Here is an 18964-nt window from a genome sequence, read left to right as displayed (position 1 = left end):
ATGAAGGTATAGACTAGGTCACGAATCCATAAAACTTGGAACTATAATAGTGAATTTGGCTGTTGAAGTCTTTATCATATTTATGAGCTTAGGCTCTCTCTGATCAGTTGATGAACATCCGAAAGCTTATAATACAGCTTTCCGCTGATGGTATAGTAAGGCAGCTTTTTATCCGTTCGATATCGTTGTAATGATCTGGAGCTTATTTTTAAAAGCTGTAAAACATTCTGGTTGTCCAAAAGCTGCTCCCCATCAATTTCTATAAATCTGGACTGGTTCTTAATCATCTGTTCTTTTAGAATATCAAATCTTTCCATGATTCTCTCCATCCAGGCTATAAATTCTGTTCTCTCAATATTCATAACTGTGATTTTTATGATTTGTTGGTGATGTAAAATTGAACAACAGGAATGATATAAAATCACTACTTTTTCGTAGTACCGAAAAAAGAATATAGAATGATCGAATCTTTGACAAAAGGATTGTAACTTACAAAGCATTTGATAGCAAGGACTACCAATTATGAGTGAAATGGCTGATTTTAGAGAAAACTATATTAAACAACTTGAAAAAGAGGCGGAAAAAGTATTAAAAGACAATGAAAAAATAATTCTTGACTTTATACACTTTGCTGCTAATAAAAATGTAGAATTAACTACTCAGGACTTCAAGTATACCCAAATATCGGGTGTTGTTGTTGAATCACCTGATATACTTTTGAAGTTAAACGAAGATCTACTTCCTGATAAAGATGGTCTTTTAGATTATAAGCTGCTCAGTTCTAAATTTAAAAAGCAAATATTCTCTGATGGTTATTTTTTTGCAGACAATTATATAACGATGGCTAGTCCCTTATTCCGACGGAGCTACTCATCGTTAAATGGCTTCCAGCCTCGATTCATTAATAATTTTTGGGCTATAGACCCCACCACTTATGATGAAATAAAAATAAGCCTAGATCAGCACAATTTAAAAATTGATGTAAATAATGCTGCTATCTTAGAGTTAGATACCTGGTATGGTTCTGTTTTTAACAAAAATGTAGAGAGCATTTCTGATCAATTAGTAAAACTAAGACCATCGCCTGATTTTAATGATTCTGAAATTATTTTTTTCTTTGCAGATACATACTCCTTAGATATCAAATGGGCCTTATCAAAAAATATCAAAACGTTTCAGGCAGAAGAATTTAAAAGTGAACATATCAAAGTAAAAATTGATGATATTATTTATTTTCCTGTCAGATATATCCATGCAGAATTTGATATGAACACTCTTAGTTTTAGACATTTTGATGGAGCTTTTCATTTCTACACTGAAGAAGAATATTTCCGAAGACGGGATTCTGACCTTAACTATAACAGAAAAGATTATTCACAAATTAAGCCAAAGTCAAAAAAAATGTTTAAAATAAATGGTAAGATACCCATCGAAACTTGGGTAGATCTAACAGGTCATTTTTTTTCTAGAAATCCTTTGATCTATGAATATTTCAATGGTGAATACCCTCCGAATATAAAAGAAATTTTAGACTTAAAACGAAAAAATCAAACCTCTTAAAAATCCTTGAAAAAAATCATGAAATGTTGGATATGTCAAAATAATGAAGCAAATTCCGAGGAACATAAATTTAAGGCCTCAGATATCAGGCGTCAATTTGGTAAGTCATTTGATGCCATCTATTATGATGGTGAAAATTCGCATCCATTCAATTCACCAAAAGATAAACTTATCAAATTTCCAAAAGTGATCTGTATTGACTGTAACAATAACCAAACAAGAAATGCAGATATTGCTTATACCGAATTCTTTGAAAATATTGATCTTATCAATAATATGATAGAAACCTCAAACCAAATTAACTATCATGAAATCTTTGGTAATGATTGGAGAGTATCTAAAATGAACCTCTATCGATATTTTGCAAAGCATGCAGGATGTAAAATTATGACAAGTAATTTACTGGATTATGTAGACATAACTGCACTGAGACTCTTCATCCTAGGACGGGAGCATATTAGTAATTTTCATATTAAAGTATACTTTAATAAGGTCACAAAATATTATACTGATTATCTTAAACTTGATCAAAAGAATAAGTATAGAAGTAATATTGCGTTCGGATCAACTATATATGTTGGACAAGGCCATGATACCGGTTTTGCAGGAAGTATTATAAATGGCTCCATTCGTATAGAATGGTTTTATGGTAATCAAAATCAATTTAATAAAACTATCGATTTCAATACACATACTGATAATGTAGAAGTATTAAATACTGATGATTTTTATCCTCAGGCTTTTAAAGATTTTCAAAATGAAAATTTCTTTTCTTATTTAAATTTTGGAAAATATCATTTAAATGAAGAAACTCTTAAAGACGATTATCAAGCCGTCTTCAGGAATCTCCAGGTTTAGAAATAATTAAACGAAATGTCAGGTTGATACATTCTTTCATAGATATTGCTGATTTAACAATTCTATGTTCCCAGTTTTCCTGCAGATCGCATTTCATGATAAGTAATGCAAGTCAGCTTCTTCCCTGCTCAGGAAATTCTCCTTGTATTCCAAAAGATCTTCTGGAAACTCATAGAATTCTTCGGCATCAAATAAACTCAGCTGGGTCATGATAACTTTATATTAAAATATCTATCTTAGCAATATCCCGTTACTGCGGGATTTTTTTCATCATTTGTGTTTTTACTTCCCTCCGGGGAAGTTTTGTTCTTATGATCAATGATTTAGTTGAAAAATCCCCTTTTCCAAAAACAGGAAGTTTACCCTTAAAGCAGACTAACGGATTCTATATTGCATCTGAAATAGTTACATTAATGTATGTCGAGTTCAAAATTATTACTAATATTTTCATTTTTAACGATCATTCAAACTGAGCCTTGTAAAGTTCAAAATACCTACCTTTCTGCTCCAGAAGCGTTTTATGATTACCATATTCCACAATATTACCTTTATCTAACACAAGAATTTCATCTGCATTCTCGAGTGTTGACAAACGATGGGCTATAACAAAACTAGTACGGCCTCTCAAAAGTTGGTCGATTCCCTTTTGGATAATCTGTTCTGTACGGGTATCAATAGAACTTGTTGCTTCATCCAGGATAAGAATGGGTGACTGTGCAATAGCGGCCCGAGTTATGTTTATTAATTGGCGCTCCCCTTGGCTCAAACTTTGCCCATCATTTTGTAAGACTGTGTGGTAAGAATCTGGTAAGCGCGAAATGAAAGTATGTGCACCAGTTAATTTAGCAGTACTGATAATATCTTCATCAGTAGCCCCCAACCTACCATAGCGTATATTATCCATAATATTCCCTGTAAACAGATGGGTATCTTGTAATACCATAGCCATCAAACTACGTAACGTACTACGTTTGATGTCCTTTATATCAATATTGTCAATGGTGATGTTGCCAGAATCAATGTCATAAAATCTTGGTAAGAGATTCATAATTGTTGTTTTCCCCGCTCCCGTGCTTCCTACCAACGCTATGCTTCTGCCTGATGGGGCTTGGAACGAAACATCTTTTAAAATCATTTTGGACGAATCATATGCAAAAAACACATTAGATAGCTGTACATCACCTTTAATTTCAGGTAGTTCCAATACCTTATTTGTATCTTCCAAAGTTTCTGATGGTAGATCAAGAATCTGAAAAATCCGTTCTGCTCCTGCCAAAGCAGCCTGAAGGCTATTGTATTGGCTCGAAATTTCATTTACTGGACGTCCAAATTGTCTAGAATATTGTAAAAATGCAGCCAACCCACCAATATCAAGCCCTCGAACAATGGTAAATATCCCACCCAAAGTTGCCGTGATAGCAAAATTGATCGTGTTAAGGTTTTGCATAACAGGCATCATAATTCCTGAATACAATTGAGCTTTACCTGCTTTGCTCTTCAAACTGTCATTTAGTTTATCAAAGTCTTGTGCTATGACATGTTCATATCCAAATACTTTAATAGTCTTTTGTCCCGTTATCATTTCTTCTGCATAACCATTGACAGCACCAACTGCTTCTTGTTGCATAGCAAAATATTTTTTGCTTTTTTTTACGATAAACGAAGCCACCCACAACATCAGCCCAACCATTACCAAAGTAAAAAGTGTAAGCAATGGACTAATGTATATCATCATAAAGAATACACCTATCAAGGTAAGCGTACTCGTGATGAATTGTGTAATACTCGTGTTTAAAAAATCACTGATCGAATCTACATCATTGGTAAAGCGACTCATGAGGTCACCATGACTTTGGGAGTCAAAAAATTGCAATGGAAGTGTTTGAAATTTTGCAAACAGCTCGTTTCGGAGATCAGCAATAGCCCGTTGAGCTACATTAATCATCATACGGTTTTGCACAATTACCGTTATTGCACCAACTACATAAACACACAATAATATTGTGGATATTTTTATCAATCCGAGAATATCTCCAGGAATAATATAATCGTTAATAATTGGTCGGAGCAAATAGGAACTAGCAATGGTCGTTCCTGAGCTAATAATGAGCAGAAGTGTGATGATAAGCAACTGTTGGTGATCCTTACGCAAGTATTTCCATAGTCGTAGAACTATTCTAGGTGAAGCTTTTTCCTTTACCTCGGATGGTTGAGAAAGTGTTTTTGCTTTTCGTTTCATAGATCAACTTTAATTTTTGATTGTTGTGAGTAATATATTTCCCTGTATACTTCACAACTTTCCATTAGGGTCACATGCGTGCCGGAATCTGCAATTTCACCGTTGTCCATTACCAAAATTTTATCTGCTTGCTGTAAGGAACTTATTTTTTGTGAGATAATAAATAATGTTCTCCCACGATTATCCTTGCTTAAGGCATTTCGAATTTTTGATTCTGTAATGGTGTCCAAGGCACTAGTACTATTATCCAAGATAAGTATAGGGGATCTCTTCAAAAGAGCTCTGGCTATACATATCCGTTGTTTTTGTCCACCAGAGACATTTACTCCTCCCTGTTCTATAATTGTATTATACTGTTGTGGAAAAGACATGATAAAATCATGTGCTTGAGCTTCTTTTGCAGCTGTAATGATTTCCTCATCTGTGGCATGATGATTACCCCATAAGATATTTTCTTTTATAGTTCCTGAAAACAGTTCATTTTGTTGTAAAACCATACTGATGCTCTTACTAAGGTTTTCTAGAGTATAGTCTTTTATATTACGATTATCTATACATATTGTTCCTTTATCGGTATCATATAATCGAGGTATTAATTGTACCAATGTACTTTTAGAAGAGCCAGTAGGCCCAATGATACCCACAGTTTCTCCGGCTTGGGCCGTGAAGTTGATATTTTTGAGGATATACTGCCCTGCTTGAGAATTGTATTTAAAATAAACACGATCAAACTCAACCTTTCCATTTTCGATCGTAAAATCATTGTGTACAGCAGTTGTCGTATCCTTAATATCAGCAGAAGTATCCAACACCTCAGAAATACGGGTGTATGATGCACTGGCTCGGGAAAAGGTCATAATTGTCATGGAAAGCATCATCAAGGACATCAATATTTGGGTAATATAGCTGATGAAGGACATAAACGCTCCTACCTGAAAGGCTCCTGCGATTATCTTGTTACCACCAAACCATACAATACCTACAATAGATATACCCATAATAAGTTGCATTACCGGAATCATCATGATAACTATTCGTGAGGCACTGGTGGCAGTATCTTTGAGCCCAGTATTAGCATCCCCGAATTTCATGATTTCATAATCTTCCCTTACAAATGATTTCACAAGGCGTATATTGGTTAAGTTTTCCTGAACAACCGTATTGAGCCAGTCTAACTTTTGCTGCATTATCTTAAAAAAAACTATTCCTCTTCTTAGTATGAAATAAATGCTCAAGGATAATACTGGTACAATTATCACAATAATAATAGCCATTTCCGCATTGATATTGATAGCCATTAAAATGGCAAAAAACAACATAAGAGGTGCTCTTATCAACAAGCGGAATGACATAATGATTACTTGCTGCAATATGTTTACATCGTTTGTAATACGAGTAATAAGCGAGGCTGAGCTAAATCTGTCTAAATTGGAAAAGGACAGCTCTTGTATTTTGTTGAATAGTTTTTTACGTAACTCATAAGAGAAACTTACACCCAAAAGTGACGAATAATATATGTTCGCTATATTTACTATTATGGATAAAATAGACAATCCTATCATCAAAAACCCGATTTGCAATATGTAGCTAATATTGCCATCTTGTACCCCCATATCTACAATTTTTGACATAAGCAACGGTTGAGCTATTTCGCAGGCAACGTCTATGCATATTAACAAAGGGGCAAGTAATACGGCTATTTTATTAGCAATTAAAAAAGGGTACAGTCTCTTTAGCATAAGTAACCAAATGGAATTTATAATATTTAAAATAAAATGCGACCACAAATATATAGTCGCATTAAGAAAAAAAACTTATTTGTATTTATGCCAAATGAGCTCTTAAAAACCAAGCCATACTTTCATGTATTTCCAATAAGGAAGTTAAGAAATCTTCAGTACCTTGATCTTCATATTTTTCACTTATGATATGAACCAGTTCTCTTAAATAAATAATAGTACTTTCGTGATCAGCTAATAAATCTTTAATATAACTTATACTGTTATTACTCGTGCCACTTCTTTTCTCAGTTAAACGAGTTAGTTCCAAAAATTCTTTAAGCGTTCCCGGAGTGTAATGTCCCAATTTTCTAATTCTTTCGGCAACACTGTCAATCACCTTATCTAATTGATTGAACTGGTTTTCAAAGAAAACATGTTTGGAATGAAAGTCTGATCCTTCAACATTCCAGTGAGCATTTCGGGTTTTAGTGTACAAAATATGTTCATCAGCCAAAAGGACTGATAAATATTGAGTGATTAATTGTAAATCTTTTTGAGCAATGCCAATGTTTGCAGTGCTCACCTTTTTGTTGATTGTGGGTGTTTTCATATTTTAAATTTAAATTATAGGATAGGATTACTTTTTGAGTTTTTTCAGTTTATTTTGGGTACTAAAAAGATCAAAATATTGAATGACATTATATATGATTAAGGAAAAGATTATTTATTCGTAAGTGATACATACTGTTTAAGCATTGTTGGGTTTTCTGCTTGCTTTACCATAAAATCAGCTATGTCTGCACGGTTTATGGATGAGATACCAATACCCTTATACAATTTAGTTTCAAACCGGTATTGCTCTGTAAGCGGTTTATTTCTCAACATTCCTGGACGTACTATTTCCCAATTCATATTTGATGAGGTAATAATCTGTTCCATTTTTGTTTTATCAAAATAAATATCTTTTAAAATAAAACGGAATATTAGCTTACCAAAAAAACCTACATATTTGCCACTATCGCCAGCGCCAAAGCCGGTAAGCACAATAAAAGGGATAGTGGTATTCATATCAGATTGTACCTTCGTAAGCTGTTGTGCAGTTTCGGAGAACAATGTTGTGGCTTTAGTACTGCTACCCGTGCCTATAGCTACAATAACTGCCTCCGCATTTTGTATAGATATTTTTAAATCTGATGGGTTAATAGCACTTCCTTGTTGCATAATTAGGCGGCTATTGGAAGCTAGATCTATTTTAGAGCGTGAAAGAGTTGTGACAGTGTGCCCTCTTTCTAATGCTCGTTTTACAGTTTCAAGCCCTACACCTGCAGAAGCTCCGATGACAGTAATATTCATGATTTATTGTATAAATTTTATTGCTTAATAAAGCCTCTGTTAGTAACTTTACAAAGTTGAAAAACAGTGTCTAAATTTTACGTAGCTCAAATTGCTGACTCATAAATGTATTTCTTATCCTCATCATTTCAGCTTTGCTAACATTTCGTCTGTAATGGGTTCAGAATAGATACCATATCCATTTATCAAAATACCTTTTAAATTATATTTTGATGATGATATAGCATAAATAATTGAAGCCTCGCTTGGGTCAGTGTCTCCTTCAAATCGGTAATAATTTATTATCTCAAATTCATTGTGAAATACTTTGTATTGCCCATTCCGACATTCCAGACAACTTTGCTTTAGATTGAAATCTTCCACATATCCTTGTTTTCTAAGTCCGTTTATTGCATCTAGAAGGCTATCATAATGTTGCATGTTGTAGTTTGTTTACATTAATTTAACAAGAACCATTAATCATTTTTATTTATCCTGTACCCCAAAGCTCCTGTTGGACAGCTGTCAATTTGTGATTTTAGTTCCACTACGCTCACTCCTTCTGGGGTTATCCAAGGTTTTTCTTTCGGATGATAAACTTTTGGTAAGGTTTTTACACAAACACCAGCATGTATACACTTTGATGGTGTCCAAAGTATTGTAATATCTTTGTTTTTAGAGTATTCTCTCGTTTCCATATTTATTGAATTTGTATTAAATGTATATTTGCAAGGCAAATCACTCTAATTAAAATGTGAATTATTCTAAACAATTATGGATTTACCTCCACCCTAATTCTGGTGCTACGTGTTGTAAGATACTTGAAAGTACGTGTACATTGTATTCTACACCAAGTGTATTGGGAATTGTTAGAAGCACTGTATCTGCTTCCATAATAGTAGTATCTTGTGCCAACTGCTTGATAAGTTGATCCGGTTCAGCAGCATAACTACGTCCAAAAACAGCCTGACGGCCTTCGCCTAACATCCCAATTTGGTCTGTACTGTCACGATCTCTTCCAAAGTACAAGCGGTCAGTATCATTCATTAAGGCAAATATGGAACGGCTTACCGAAACTCTCGGCTCTCTTTGATGTCCAGCTTTTTTCCATGCTTCTTTGTATTGCCGTATCATTTCTGTCTGCTGAACGTGCAATGGTTCTCCGCTTTCATCCATTTTCAAGGTTGACAGCTGTAAGTACATTCCATGTTCTGCCGCCCAAACGGCTGTAGCATTAGTGGCAGCTCCCCACCAAATACGCTCCCGTAAGCCTTCCGAATATGGTTCTAAACGTAACAACCCTGGAGGATTGGGAAACATAGGATTTGGATTAGCAACAGCAAATCCTTTTCCTTCCAATTTCTCCAAAAACTCTAAGGCTTTACGACGTCCCATATCTACTTGAGTCTCTCCTTCTTTTGGTTCGTAGCCGAAATAACGCCAGCCGTCAATTACTTGTTCAGGTGAACCTCTGCTGATACCCAATTGTAAACGTCCGCCTGAAATAAGATCTGCCGCTCCGGCATCTTCTACCATATACAGTGGATTTTCGTAACGCATATCTATAACACCAGTACCAATTTCAACTTTTTTTGTTTTTGCACCAATGGCAGCCAAAAGAGGAAAGGGTGATCCTAATTGTGCAGCAAAATGATGCACCCGAAAATTAACAGTATCTATACCTATTTCTTCTGCAGCTACCGATAAATCTATTGACTGCAACAACGTATCGCTCGCAGTTTTAGCCTGGTAAGCTGGGTGATTAGCCCAATGTCCGAAAGATAAAAATCCTATTTTCTTCATTTTTTTTTCATTTTTAGGAATATCATAAGCATTCTTTCAAATAGTTATTAAACTTTAATACTACTAATTGTGCCTATTGTTCTTTGAAAATATTACTCAAAGCATCTAATGCTTCCCACGGGTGGCCTGATGCTATTTTTACTTTGGGATTTTTCTTGGTAAAAGCTGAAATAAGAATATTTCTGCTTCGAGGTCCTACTCCTCCTCCAAGTAACACCCCATCAAAATCAAATTTATCAAATGCTTCAAGAGCATCTTCATCTATGCTTTCACCATGGGCATCATAGTCATTTTCCTTAAGCATTTCTACCACCCCCTGTAAGGTTTTCGGATCACGGCCTACTACTAATATATTATTCTTTTTCATGGTATTAAGATTTTACAATAGGTTATCTTTCTTCTCCATTCATCCACCTTCTGAGCATCACCCTATGAGCAGGTGTTTCCTGTATACCACCCGCCAGAACATCCAAAAATTTATCCCAAAGATTTTTCTTTTTAGATGCTTCTTCCTTTAGTTCCTTATATGCCTGCATATACTCTTTTTCATATTCTGATGCTTCTTCTAATGAATAGTTCAAAGGGATGTGCTTAATTATATCCTTGGTTAGCTCATCAATCTCTTCAGGTCTAAGTATTTCAATCATCGAGAGCTTTGTATAAATAGTTTCTGCAATATCAAACAACTCGTTTACATCTTCTCGTACCTTTGCCCATAGTTCTTTCCATTGCTCTAAATCTTTTGATAAAAAAATAACCTCTCCCATTTTTTCCATTTCTCCAAACTTTACTTTGGTGATATCAGCATAGTTTTTCCCTTCTTTCCAAAAGGTAGATAAGCCTGCAGTTTCTTTTTTCTGAAGCCTATCAGACATAGTTCTTAAAAGATCCATGATGAGTGCTATATTAGAATTAATCTCATTTTTTTCACTCACCCAAATTTCTGTAAGGTCTTTTTGTAATGCGATTTTAACTCCTGCTTCTTCGATTTTACTAAAAATATCGTTATTCAGTTCAGTAATTCTTGGGGTTTCATCCGAAATATCGGAAACCATTTTACGTATTTTAACTACTGATTCAATTAATAAGCTTTGGTTATTTTCATCTTTCATATTGTTTATTTTTAGATTTATTATGTCTGAAACTCTTTTCATTCATTATTTTTTGATAATTATTTCTGGTTTTGTATTCTAATTTAATACTCATTACTTTTTCCAAAATAGGAAGGCTATAAAACACATTAGGTATTCTATGGAATACCTAATGCATAGAACCTAATCTAACCTAAAATCCACTTTTTCAACTTAAGATATTATTCTGAATATGTAGAAAAATGGTTTATTCCATCACATCCAACAATTGAGATTTCTACTCTCACATCTAATCAATCTCCTTTGAATATTAATCTAGATAATCAGGAGAAAAAGAGATTTGTCCATATTTTTTATTCAGACTATCTAAACGTTCCACGAACTCAGCTGTAAACTCAGGTACAGCCAAAAACTCCTCTGCCTGAACAGGTTCTCCCAATTCTTTAAAAAACTCGTCTAATCCCGCAGGAGCAATGGTACAAATTACACGTGCAATTTTATCAGATACATTTTTAAAACAGTGAATAGCTCCTCCTTTCGGAATATCAATAAAGCCACCAGCAGTAACATTCACTTGTCCCGCTTCAGTCTTGTAGAGTAACTCTCCTTCTGTCACAAAAAATGTTTCATGAATATCAGGATGCGAGTGAGGTACAGGCCCTCCACCAGGAGGAACCTTCATATCTATAATTGCATATTGCCCATTTGTATCTGTGCCGGAAACAACTATTCTATAATTATCACCCATCACTCCAAGATGTTCTCCTTGGTCTGGACTAGTAACCTTAATATTTTTAGGGTAGGTTTTATTCGACATTGATATTATTACTATTATTTATTGTTAATTTTTATTTACAGAATTATTTTTTTGGAAAGCTAGATACTAAGCTCATTTTTATGATAATAATTATCCAAAATACAGCATCATATATCTGTAGTTTACGACTTGATTATATATGATTTTTTAAGAGTAGCTTATTTCTGATTTCCACTATACATTCCACCATCATAATAAGGAGATTTCGTATCTGTAACAAATAGAACTAATTCAGCTCTGTCACTGGTTTGAAAACTAATGTTTTCATCCTTTATAAAAATACTTTCTCCTTTGCCTAATTCTATGTTACCGTTTACCACCATACTACCTTGAAAAACATATAACAGGCAATGAAATTCTTTATTAACTTCTTTTGGCAGACTAAAAACGATTCCAGGAGTAATCTGCATGTCATAAATCCATGTCTGACTACTGAGTTCCAAAACAGTTTTCGTTTTATCAGGAGATGCTATCAGACGCCATTCATTCATACTGTGTACTTCTTCCAATTCCTGAAAAATAACCTCAGGTTTCGAATCTTTCTCACCCGGACGGATGAATATCTGCAACCCTTCCTGTTCCTCCATTACAGCCTCTTCGTGATAAAAAAGCTTACCTGCTTTCATCAACATAAGCTTCGTAGGGGTTATATACTCCGTAAATCCTTCCGAATCTGTATGTTTCACCTTTCCAGAACGGAAATAAGAAAGAATGTCATCATTAATATGTGGATGCATTTTTATTACGGCTCCACCCTGGATATGTGCCTGATCAATCCTACCTATACTGTAGTAACCAGTATCATTATCAGTAAGCTCCAATCCAGGATATAGTATTGATATGTGCTGATTCCCTACTTTCTTAGAGTTATCAATTTTTCTTAACATCTTCTAGTTTTATATTAAAATTGACCAATCTTGGACATAACCTCTTCATAAACGATCTGCACGGCTTTCTGGCCATCCTCTGTCGCCCAGCTATCAATTAATTCCCCAACGAGCTGATTGATAGTAGTTGTACGGACTCCTCCTTTTTCCCAAGTTTGTTGGGCAATATCATCAGCAATCTGAGTAGGTGAACCACCTGCATCGATCACAACCTGTACATCGAATCCTTCATCTGTCATAGACCGAGAAGGAAAAACAATACATACGTCATGCGTAAGTCCAGCCATAATTACATTTTTTCTATCTCCGGCAGCTTCTAACACAGCCTTTTTGTAATTCTCATCATTCCATGCATTTGTTATTCCCTCTCTTTTAATTCGAGCAGCATATTCCGTAGGTAAAATTTCCTGTAGTTCCGGCAATAATAATCCTTGTGCCTGTGTTTCCTGACTACTCGTTAATACGATCGGAATACCTAACGCCTTACCTAACTTTGCCAGAGCAATTGTTCTGCTTATAATCATTTCTTTTGGACGGTTTACAGACCATCCGAGTGTACCGACCTGGTGGTCGATTAATAAAATAATCGTATCATTTTTTGTGAAATTTTTCATTTTTTTAAAAATTTTAGTTATTATATTTTCGAAATTACCGTTAATACTTTACATTTGCAAGTAGTTACATAAGTGTACAGTAATACCAAAAAGTAAAGTATTAAATAAATTAAGGGGTTTCAAAAGGATGAAAAAAAATGTTAAAATTGAATTTAAATGTGTTCTAAAGGATGTGTTAGATATTTTAGGGGGTAAATGGGCTATTCCAATTATATATGTTCTATTTGATGGTACCAAACGCTTTAAAGAGTTGGAACGTACTATTCCCAATATCAATACACGCATGTTAGTCAAAGAACTTAAGAAATTAGAAGCAGCCAATATCTTAACCAGAAAAGCATACCCCACTGTTCCACCAACAGTGGAATACTCATTAACTGTAAAAGGTAAAAAACTAGAACCAATCATTTTAAATTTATATAAATGGGGGGAAGAAAATGTGGACTTATAAAAATTAACATTTTTTGATCTTTCTACTTATGGGGTGAATTTTGAACAAATTTTTGCTTTCTCAACCTTTTAGTTTCAATCAAAAGGTGCCTCGCCATATTTAATTCTCTGAACTGATTTCATAAGATAATTGGACACAATTAAAACTGGAAACAGATAATATTTTCATATTTTAAATAGTTTTTTCCATTTCATAACTGTATTGCGGCTTATCTTAAAATGTTTTGACAATTCACTATTATTCAAACTATGTACCTTCTGATAATCCAAAATCTTATAAATATCAAACTTACCATATGAGCGATATCTTTGGTTATCCGAATTAATATCGTTATCAAAAATTCTATTATTTAGCTCAATGATATCAAATACTGAAAGTTTTTTTTTCAGTAATGCCTCACATTCATTCCTCTTTTCAGGATATTTTTGATCAAGTATATCATTATAAATTAAATTATAATTTGGACGTTTCTCGAAATATTGTATTCCCATAATTAGATGCATCAAAAATTAATAATCATGATAAGACTTCCTAACAATTCTTAATTAATTGTATTAATTAAGAAGATTTACTTATGAAAATCTGGAAACCGAAATATTAACAATCCTTTCATTAAGATTAACATTATCTATAAAACATGACCAATAAACTCGATACCACTTTCCATCTGGAAAGAATACATCAGCGGTCTCTGTTTCAAAGGTTTTACTTCCTCCATAAACAATCCCATCTGCATCTACATTTATAAATGCACCTGGCTGCAGAACAGTATTTGCACCTGATACATTTTGATTGACGGAAGCTATGGCCGAAAAATGAAACTTTATTGGCAAACTGGTTTTGTTATCAAATCTTGGATAATACAGTGCATCGGTCCCAGTTGTATAATTCTTAATATTAACAACCAACCCGTTTATAATTAGAACATCCGAATAAACATCTGATAATAATAAAGTAGCAGGTGCTATAGGCATTTTTCTAACGTAGAAAACAGTTTTACCGACTTCTATATCGACATTTCCTCCACCAGATGTACTAGTAAGGTCTTTAGGATCTACGGTCTTGAAAGTTCCATCCGCACTAGCCATGACTACTCTATCTGTTTTTACAGATCCTTTGTAAGGGTCAGAGTTAATGTTTCTTACTTTTAGCCCTCCTTTACCTAGTGAACTAACACCTGCTAAATCGAGTAATTCTGTTGGATTAGGAGTCCCAATACCAACCTGGCTAAAAGCTAACACGCTAGAGAAAACCCCTAGTGTCGTAATAATCTTTTTCATTGTGTTCATTTATTTTATGTTTTTATATAATAGCAATAACAGATACAATACTTTGATATATAATAAAGTTGACTGCTATGCTATCCTGTAGCAAAGGAATACTATTTTATTATAAAGACAAAACAAAAAAACCTCAAAGCATACTACAATAAATACATCATAAATACATCAAAAAGAAGCAGACTATGACTTAGAAATAACACTCCATCAATTACAAAAATATTTGCATCATGATTTTTGGTTCACACCAAACCCATTAAAATCTTAACAAAATCATCTTTTCTACATAATTATAATTAAAATAAATATTTCAATATTTAGAGACATAACGCCAATCAACCGATATCTACAATTAAAACAGCAGAAAAAAACCATTACATTCTCATGAGTAAAAATTAGGAGAAAACGTTATTTTAATAACATACAACGCAATGATGTAGGCATGATGTATCTATGTCGCAACTCATTATTCCTTGCATATTTTCTTAATTATACTTTTGCATCATATTCAGTTCCCTTCATTATTGAAATGATACAAAATCTAGTTCTATAACAAACATCAATTTCAAAAAACCATCTTAATGAATAAAAAAATTTATGCTTTAATACCATTGCTCATACTGAATATAATTTTTTCAAGAATGTATGCGCAAAACTTAATTAACAATGGTACTTTTGATACAGCAGCCTCTTGGTCTTTTGCCTATAAGAATAGTCCCACTAATCCTACTGGTTCCATTAATATTTCAGGAGGGAAACTAAACAGTTATGCTGACAATAATGGAAACTCATTCTCTGCTCTGAATAATAATATTCTGGCAGTCAACACTACTTCATTTAATTTAGAAAACGGAAAGAACTATTCCTTCTCAACACAGATACAGAGAGTGATAGGTTCAACATCCTATCAAGCAGCTTTTCAATGGGTTATCATTAACACCAATGGGAACATCGTACAGACAATAACCAATCAGTATATTACACGTTCACCAAACCCAGTATCAGGAAATTCTACTGGAACATTGATATCTACAAGTAATACCACCTATACCAGCAATATTACTTTTTCTGGAACAACAGGTAACTATCAGCTGGCGCTTGTTTGGATAGCTAATCAGCCATCTGGCTCAGGTTCTGTAGATGATGCTGCTTTTGATAATGTTAGCTTACAATGTACAATTCCTGCAATTACTACTCAACCCAATACTTCAGCATCGTACACTCAGAACTCTACACCTCAAGCTCTGAGCGTAACAGCAACTGCTGCTACTTCCTATCAATGGTACAGTAACACAACCAATTCGATAATAGGGGGGACATTAATAACAGGAGCAACCAATAGTATGTATACACCGTCTACAGCTGTTCCAGGAATATTTTATTATTATGTTGTGGTAACAAATTCCTGTTCCTCCGTAACATCTTCTGTTGCATTGATAACAGTAAATTCAGATAGAGATGGAGATGGCATATCTGACAATTTGGACCTTGACAACGACAATGATGGCATTTTAGATACCAATGAATGCTATGGAGAAAAAATAGCCAATGGTACTTTCACAGGAAATGCTAACGGGTGGACATTAGGAGGTGCCTGGTTATTCACTGGAAATATGGTTCAGAATAGCTTTGATAATGCTAACAATGACATCTTAAGCCAATTATTGGCTCCTTTAAGTACCCAAAGCTATAAATTATCTTTCAGATTGGGATCAACGGAATACAATAATACCAGTTCAGCCTATTCAGCATCTCTTACTATACGTATAGGAGGTGTCATTTATGCAGTATTTAATAATGCCGTGGGAAGGAATAACAATGTTACCCTGACGCTTAGCAATGGTGCGACCTCTGATTTTGTCCCTTTTTCCTCGACAAATACTCGAATCAACACAGATGTAAATATAAATATACCCTATATCTATTCTTCTACACAAACCAACAATATAGAGTTCATTGTAAGCGCAAATGGAGATGACTGGTATCTTGATAATGTTTCATTGATGGGAGGATGTGATACTGATGGAGATGGAATTCCAGATTACTTAGACCTTGACTCTGACGGAGATAATTGTCCTGATTCAATAGAAGGAGATGGAAATATTACACTTAATATGCTTAACCCCAATACGAGTATTTCGGGAGCGGTTGATGCTAATGGTATTCCCGTTTTGGTAAATGGAGGACAAGGAACTGGAAGCTCTAATATTCAAACAATAAATGCCTGCATTTGTTACAAACCAGCAATTCCTTCCAGTGCAGGAAATCCTGGATTAATAAGCAAAGTAGGAATTACTTCCTTAAACAGAGCCGGTTCAACAGGTGATAACTGGCCAGCTGTGCGTACTGGAGCTTGGCTGGTATTAGAATCAAAGACAAAAGGATTCGTTCCAAACAGAATAGCTTTTTCAGGAGGAAATCCAATAGGTATAAATCCTGCTAATTTTGTCGAAGGAATGATGGTGTATGATACAACAAATAAATGTATGAAAATATATACATCAACTAATGGAGGCAGCACTTTCGCCTGGTCTTGTATCAACACACAGACATGCCCTGATCTATAAATTAATAACAGCATTAGATATGACCAAAGAAAATATTCCCAACACTACATCATCACGAATAACCCAATAAGAAATGAAAAGAATTGCCCTATTTTTAACATTATGGATTACAAGTTTTACTAAAGCCCAAATAGGAATTGGAAGAGCAGATATTGCAAATGAATCCGTTTCCTTACAGTTTGGTGATAATGAGAACAGAGGTCTTATTGTTCCTTATGTTACAGATAAAAACAGTATTACGGAAAATGGAACAGTCATTTTTGATACAACGGACAACAAAGTAAAATACTTAAAAGACTCTAATCAGTGGTTTGACCTAAGTGTCGATACCACTGGAACTGCAAATTTGAATATTCAGGGAAACGATAAAACAGAATATGTAGGATCAAAAGTATCTATCCATAATACAACCAGTTCTGATTCTACACAGGGAATACTTGTACTTTCTGATAATAATAAAGCTATGATTTTGCCAAAGGTAACTAGTCCACATCTTAATATTATCAGTCCTAGCGCCGGAATGATAGTATATGACCCAATTAAGAAAATACTTGCAGTATACAATGGTAGCGTTTGGAGTTTTTGGAAACCATAAGTTTTATATAATAGAATAATAATCTATACATATGTATAGATTATTCTAATTGTTTAGTCTAAAGTATATCCATTACAAAACCTATTTAAGCAACAGGTACATTGCCTGCTGCAGAAGAGAAAAAAGTAGAATTATTATTCTAATTGGAAGAAAGTAGAAATAGCAAAAACTTTTTTTTAAAATAGGGAGTTTAGTACGTTGATATAGTATACTAATAGTAGCTACCGTTAACCCTAATACAAACAACTCGCAAATATTCAATAAATTATGAACTTCAAAGAAATCCATATTGGAATTTTAATCAGTCAACTTGTAACGGAGCGTGAAATAGAAATGTCTCGTATCTGTAAGTTTATGAAGTGTACTGAAAATGAAATAGAGAGAACATATAATGCCAGCAGTATTGATGCAGATCAGCTACTTCGATGGAGTAAGCTTCTGGAATATGACTTTTTTAGGATATATTCACAGCACCTGATATTATACGCCCCCTTACCTACCAATTTTGACAAAAAAAAGATAACCAAACTGCCACAGTTCCGGAAAAATATTTATACAAAGGAAATAATTAATTTCATACTTGAACAAATTAATGATAAAAAAATGACATTAAAGGATGTAGAAGAAAAATACAGGATACCCAAAACAACTCTATATAAGTGGATTGCCAAATTTAGAATTTAGTAACTATGCGTTTATTTTCGGGGGAGGATATAATTTCTTTTAAAAATAATTCTAATACAATAACAAAACCTTATGGCTTTATAAGGAAAATAAAAAATACCATGGAGAACTCAAAAGAAACACTGAGGCCTAATTATTGGCAGATTTATACCGACATGCTAAATTCAAAATATCCCGAGAAAAAGGAGATATGTAGTCCCATATTAAATAAGGGCCAATTATCTGTAGTTGATATAATAGAATTAAATAAAAAAATTTTTAGTGAAAATACCAAAAATAATCAGAAATATCGCTCTTATTCAAAATTTGATATTTTGGAAATACTAGCTTATCAGAAAAAAGAGAGAATGAACAATACTCAGCTCGCAAAACAATTTGATTTAAGCAAAAACACAATCACAAAATGGAAAAAACTATTTTTCTAACATTGGGATGCAAAACACTAATCACAAAAGAACCATCAAA

At 33.9% G+C, this 18964-nt stretch carries 21 protein-coding genes; 7 read left to right on the top strand and 14 right to left on the bottom strand.

Annotated features, from left to right (window positions below; genetic code table 11):
* Positions 1–80: 80 nt before the first annotated feature.
* Complete coding sequence (locus AC3HD6_RS04320) at positions 81–362, bottom strand: helix-turn-helix domain-containing protein (protein WP_488895246.1); 282 nt, start codon at positions 360–362, stop codon at positions 81–83.
* A gap of 160 nt (positions 363–522) precedes the next feature.
* On the opposite strand from AC3HD6_RS04320, the gene AC3HD6_RS04315 reads away from it, so the two are divergent.
* The gene (locus tag AC3HD6_RS04315) at positions 523–1560 is read left to right on the top strand and encodes a hypothetical protein (protein ID WP_488895245.1); all 1038 of its coding nucleotides are present in this window, start codon (positions 523–525) and stop codon (positions 1558–1560) included.
* A gap of 18 nt (positions 1561–1578) precedes the next feature.
* Positions 1579–2418 (top strand): hypothetical protein, encoded by an 840-nt coding sequence (locus AC3HD6_RS04310; protein ID WP_488895244.1) that lies wholly within the window; start codon positions 1579–1581, stop codon positions 2416–2418.
* A 460-nt stretch (positions 2419–2878) separates the two neighbouring features.
* Here the strand turns inward: AC3HD6_RS04310 and AC3HD6_RS04305 are convergent, their stop codons facing one another.
* The 12 genes from AC3HD6_RS04305 to AC3HD6_RS04250 form a co-directional block, all read right to left on the bottom strand.
* Positions 2879–4657, bottom strand: coding sequence for an ABC transporter ATP-binding protein (locus AC3HD6_RS04305; protein WP_488895243.1), 1779 nt, complete (start codon positions 4655–4657; stop codon positions 2879–2881).
* Positions 4654–6396 carry an ABC transporter ATP-binding protein gene (locus tag AC3HD6_RS04300; RefSeq protein ID WP_488895242.1) on the bottom strand — a complete coding sequence of 581 codons (1743 nt, stop codon included), beginning with the start codon at positions 6394–6396 and terminating at the stop codon, positions 4654–4656. Before AC3HD6_RS04300 ends, AC3HD6_RS04305 begins: the two co-directional genes overlap by 4 nt.
* An 85-nt stretch (positions 6397–6481) precedes the next feature.
* Complete coding sequence (locus AC3HD6_RS04295) at positions 6482–6988, bottom strand: Dps family protein (protein WP_488895241.1); 507 nt, start codon at positions 6986–6988, stop codon at positions 6482–6484.
* A gap of 110 nt (positions 6989–7098) precedes the next feature.
* Positions 7099–7731 (bottom strand): NAD(P)-dependent oxidoreductase, encoded by a 633-nt coding sequence (locus tag AC3HD6_RS04290; protein WP_488895240.1) that lies wholly within the window; start codon positions 7729–7731, stop codon positions 7099–7101.
* 123 nt (positions 7732–7854) lie between these two features.
* Positions 7855–8151, bottom strand: a complete 297-nt coding sequence (locus AC3HD6_RS04285; protein WP_488895239.1) for a phosphoribosylpyrophosphate synthetase — start codon at positions 8149–8151, stop codon at positions 7855–7857.
* Between the two features lie 35 nt (positions 8152–8186).
* Positions 8187–8408: a (4Fe-4S)-binding protein gene (locus tag AC3HD6_RS04280; RefSeq protein WP_488895238.1), complete on the bottom strand. Its 222-nt coding sequence runs from the start codon at positions 8406–8408 to the stop codon at positions 8187–8189.
* 82 nt (positions 8409–8490) lie between these two features.
* A complete protein-coding gene (locus tag AC3HD6_RS04275) occupies positions 8491–9513 on the bottom strand; it encodes an LLM class flavin-dependent oxidoreductase (RefSeq protein ID WP_488895237.1) in 1023 nt (340 codons plus the stop codon).
* A gap of 73 nt (positions 9514–9586) precedes the next feature.
* Complete coding sequence (locus tag AC3HD6_RS04270) at positions 9587–9880, bottom strand: hypothetical protein (protein ID WP_488895236.1); 294 nt, start codon at positions 9878–9880, stop codon at positions 9587–9589.
* 22 nt (positions 9881–9902) lie between these two features.
* Positions 9903–10667 (bottom strand): hypothetical protein, encoded by a 765-nt coding sequence (locus AC3HD6_RS04265; RefSeq protein ID WP_488895235.1) that lies wholly within the window; start codon positions 10665–10667, stop codon positions 9903–9905.
* A gap of 247 nt (positions 10668–10914) precedes the next feature.
* Entirely contained in the window at positions 10915–11421 is a 507-nt protein-coding gene (locus AC3HD6_RS04260; protein ID WP_488895234.1) for a cupin domain-containing protein, read from the bottom strand.
* A 158-nt stretch (positions 11422–11579) separates the two neighbouring features.
* Positions 11580–12308 carry a pirin family protein gene (locus tag AC3HD6_RS04255; protein WP_488895233.1) on the bottom strand — a complete coding sequence of 243 codons (729 nt, stop codon included), beginning with the start codon at positions 12306–12308 and terminating at the stop codon, positions 11580–11582.
* Between the two features lie 14 nt (positions 12309–12322).
* Positions 12323–12922: an isochorismatase family protein gene (locus AC3HD6_RS04250; protein WP_488895232.1), complete on the bottom strand. Its 600-nt coding sequence runs from the start codon at positions 12920–12922 to the stop codon at positions 12323–12325.
* Positions 12923–13049: 127 nt separating this feature from the next.
* On the opposite strand from AC3HD6_RS04250, the gene AC3HD6_RS04245 reads away from it, so the two are divergent.
* Positions 13050–13373, top strand: coding sequence for a winged helix-turn-helix transcriptional regulator (locus AC3HD6_RS04245; protein ID WP_488895231.1), 324 nt, complete (start codon positions 13050–13052; stop codon positions 13371–13373).
* Between the two features lie 572 nt (positions 13374–13945).
* On the opposite strand, the gene AC3HD6_RS04240 is transcribed toward AC3HD6_RS04245, so the two are convergent.
* Positions 13946–14653, bottom strand: a complete 708-nt coding sequence (locus AC3HD6_RS04240; protein WP_488895230.1) for a hypothetical protein — start codon at positions 14651–14653, stop codon at positions 13946–13948.
* A gap of 581 nt (positions 14654–15234) precedes the next feature.
* Between AC3HD6_RS04240 and AC3HD6_RS04235 the strand changes: the two genes are divergently transcribed.
* The 4 genes from AC3HD6_RS04235 (at position 15235) to AC3HD6_RS04220 (ending at position 18924) form a co-directional block, all read left to right on the top strand.
* Complete coding sequence (locus tag AC3HD6_RS04235) at positions 15235–17220, top strand: DUF8696 domain-containing protein (RefSeq protein ID WP_488895229.1); 1986 nt, start codon at positions 15235–15237, stop codon at positions 17218–17220.
* 73 nt (positions 17221–17293) lie between these two features.
* Positions 17294–17815, top strand: a complete 522-nt coding sequence (locus AC3HD6_RS04230; protein WP_488895228.1) for a hypothetical protein — start codon at positions 17294–17296, stop codon at positions 17813–17815.
* Between the two features lie 267 nt (positions 17816–18082).
* On the top strand, positions 18083–18499 hold the full coding sequence (locus AC3HD6_RS04225) for a transposase (RefSeq protein WP_488895227.1): 417 nt from the start codon (positions 18083–18085) through the stop codon (positions 18497–18499).
* A gap of 5 nt (positions 18500–18504) precedes the next feature.
* Positions 18505–18924: a helix-turn-helix domain-containing protein gene (locus AC3HD6_RS04220; protein ID WP_488895226.1), complete on the top strand. Its 420-nt coding sequence runs from the start codon at positions 18505–18507 to the stop codon at positions 18922–18924.
* The last annotated feature ends 40 nt before the right edge of the window (positions 18925–18964 follow it).

Source organism: Chryseobacterium sp. II3a (assembly GCF_057815135.1).
This window is presented reverse-complemented; position numbering and strand designations above follow the sequence as displayed.

Excerpts from the sequence above, each read along its gene's own strand:
- AC3HD6_RS04225 (WP_488895227.1), top strand. The coding sequence starts at position 18,083 with ATGAACTTCAAAGAAATCCATATTGGAATTTTAATCAGTCAACTTGTA.
- AC3HD6_RS04305 (WP_488895243.1), bottom strand. The coding sequence starts at position 4,657 with ATGAAACGAAAAGCAAAAACACTTTCTCAACCATCCGAGGTAAAGGAA.
- AC3HD6_RS04270 (WP_488895236.1), bottom strand. The coding sequence starts at position 9,880 with ATGAAAAAGAATAATATATTAGTAGTAGGCCGTGATCCGAAAACCTTA.
- AC3HD6_RS04265 (WP_488895235.1), bottom strand. The coding sequence starts at position 10,667 with ATGAAAAGAGTTTCAGACATAATAAATCTAAAAATAAACAATATGAAA.
- AC3HD6_RS04290 (WP_488895240.1), bottom strand. The coding sequence starts at position 7,731 with ATGAATATTACTGTCATCGGAGCTTCTGCAGGTGTAGGGCTTGAAACT.
- AC3HD6_RS04235 (WP_488895229.1), top strand. The coding sequence starts at position 15,235 with ATGAATAAAAAAATTTATGCTTTAATACCATTGCTCATACTGAATATA.
- AC3HD6_RS04320 (WP_488895246.1), bottom strand. The coding sequence starts at position 362 with ATGAATATTGAGAGAACAGAATTTATAGCCTGGATGGAGAGAATCATG.
- AC3HD6_RS04230 (WP_488895228.1), top strand. The coding sequence starts at position 17,294 with ATGAAAAGAATTGCCCTATTTTTAACATTATGGATTACAAGTTTTACT.
- AC3HD6_RS04220 (WP_488895226.1), top strand. The coding sequence starts at position 18,505 with ATGCGTTTATTTTCGGGGGAGGATATAATTTCTTTTAAAAATAATTCT.
- AC3HD6_RS04295 (WP_488895241.1), bottom strand. The coding sequence starts at position 6,988 with ATGAAAACACCCACAATCAACAAAAAGGTGAGCACTGCAAACATTGGC.
- AC3HD6_RS04245 (WP_488895231.1), top strand. The coding sequence starts at position 13,050 with ATGAAAAAAAATGTTAAAATTGAATTTAAATGTGTTCTAAAGGATGTG.
- AC3HD6_RS04310 (WP_488895244.1), top strand. The coding sequence starts at position 1,579 with ATGAAATGTTGGATATGTCAAAATAATGAAGCAAATTCCGAGGAACAT.
- AC3HD6_RS04255 (WP_488895233.1), bottom strand. The coding sequence starts at position 12,308 with ATGTTAAGAAAAATTGATAACTCTAAGAAAGTAGGGAATCAGCACATA.
- AC3HD6_RS04250 (WP_488895232.1), bottom strand. The coding sequence starts at position 12,922 with ATGAAAAATTTCACAAAAAATGATACGATTATTTTATTAATCGACCAC.
- AC3HD6_RS04315 (WP_488895245.1), top strand. The coding sequence starts at position 523 with ATGAGTGAAATGGCTGATTTTAGAGAAAACTATATTAAACAACTTGAA.
- AC3HD6_RS04280 (WP_488895238.1), bottom strand. The coding sequence starts at position 8,408 with ATGGAAACGAGAGAATACTCTAAAAACAAAGATATTACAATACTTTGG.
- AC3HD6_RS04260 (WP_488895234.1), bottom strand. The coding sequence starts at position 11,421 with ATGTCGAATAAAACCTACCCTAAAAATATTAAGGTTACTAGTCCAGAC.
- AC3HD6_RS04275 (WP_488895237.1), bottom strand. The coding sequence starts at position 9,513 with ATGAAGAAAATAGGATTTTTATCTTTCGGACATTGGGCTAATCACCCA.
- AC3HD6_RS04240 (WP_488895230.1), bottom strand. The coding sequence starts at position 14,653 with ATGAAAAAGATTATTACGACACTAGGGGTTTTCTCTAGCGTGTTAGCT.
- AC3HD6_RS04285 (WP_488895239.1), bottom strand. The coding sequence starts at position 8,151 with ATGCAACATTATGATAGCCTTCTAGATGCAATAAACGGACTTAGAAAA.
- AC3HD6_RS04300 (WP_488895242.1), bottom strand. The coding sequence starts at position 6,396 with ATGCTAAAGAGACTGTACCCTTTTTTAATTGCTAATAAAATAGCCGTA.